The sequence below is a fragment of the Streptomyces sp. NPDC046261 genome (assembly GCF_040646235.1).
In the GTDB taxonomy this organism is placed as follows: Bacteria; Actinomycetota; Actinomycetes; order Streptomycetales; family Streptomycetaceae; genus Streptomyces.
The window spans coordinates 1-1344 of record NZ_JBEYZU010000055.1 but is presented as its reverse complement, the minus strand read 5'-3'; the positions used below and the strand labels follow the sequence as shown (position 1 = coordinate 1344).

Annotated in this window: 1 protein-coding gene; it reads right to left on the bottom strand. The window is 65.4% G+C overall.

What is annotated here, in order from left to right:
- Nucleotides 1–1163 (bottom strand): amino acid adenylation domain-containing protein (locus ABZ956_RS30470; RefSeq protein ID WP_361900750.1); only part of this gene is annotated, 1163 nt, incomplete at its 3' end.
- Between the last annotated feature and the right edge of the window lie 181 nt (nucleotides 1164–1344).

The window sequence follows — 1344 nt, the reverse complement described above, 5'->3', positions numbered from 1 at the left end:
CGGAACCCACGGATCTTCACCTGATCATCCGCACGCCCCAGAAACTCCAGCTCCCCCGAAACCGACCACCGCACCACATCCCCGGTCCGGTACATCCGCTCACCGCCGGCCCCGAACGGATCAGCCACAAACCGCTCGGCCGTCAGACCAGGACGCCGCACATACCCCCGCGCCAGCCCCACACCCGCGATATACAACTCACCCGCCACCCCCACCGGAACCGGCGACAGACCACCGTCCAGCACATACACCCGCGTATTGTCCATCGGCCGGCCGATCGGCACCGCGTCCGGCACAACGTCACCCGCCCGGAACGCGATATGCGTCGCGAAAGCCGTCGACTCCGTCGGACCATACGTCGACCGCACCACCAGCGAAGGACACGCCGCCAGCAACCCCCGCACCGCCGGCGCCGACACCACATCCCCACCCGTGGACACCTCACGCACACCCACGAAAATCTCCGGCGCCTCCTCCGCCAGCACACGGAAAAGCCCCGCCGTCGCATGGAAATTCGTCAACCCATGCTCGGCCACCAACTCCCGCACCACCGCGGCATCCAACCGCCCCGCCGGCGCCACCACCACACACCCACCCGCAAGCAACGGCGCCCACAACTCATACGTGGACGCGTCAAACGCATGATTCGCATGGAACAACACCCGCTGAAGAACACCACGCTCCCAGCAACGATCCACAGCGAACCCCGCCACACCCCCCTGCGTGACCGCCACACCCTTCGGCAACCCCGTCGAACCCGACGTATACATCACATACGCCAGATCATCCCCGGAAACCACCACCCCCAAATTCCCCGCATCACACCCCGACGCAACCCCCACCACACCCGCCGGCTCCCCCACCGACACAAACTCCACACCCGGAACACCAGCCACCACCAGCTCATGCCCCGCCATCACCTCATCGACAAGCACCACACACGCCGACGTCTCCTCAACCACCCACCGCATCCGCTCCACCGGATACCCACCATGCAACGGCACATAAGCCCCACCCGACTTCACCACCGCCAGCAAAGCCACCACAAGATCAACAGAACGCTCCATCAACACCCCGACACAACGCCCCCGACCCACCCCCCGCCCCACCAACACACGCGCCAGACGATTCGCCCGCGCATTCAACTCCCCATACGACAACACCAACCCACCCGACACCACCGCCGGAGCCCCCGCATCACACACCACCCGACGCTCAAACAACTCCGCCAAACCACCACCCCCCACAACCTCACAACCCGTCGCATTCCACTCCACCAAAACACGACGCCGCTCAACACCCGACAACACACCCACACCACCCACCACAACACCCGCATCAGCG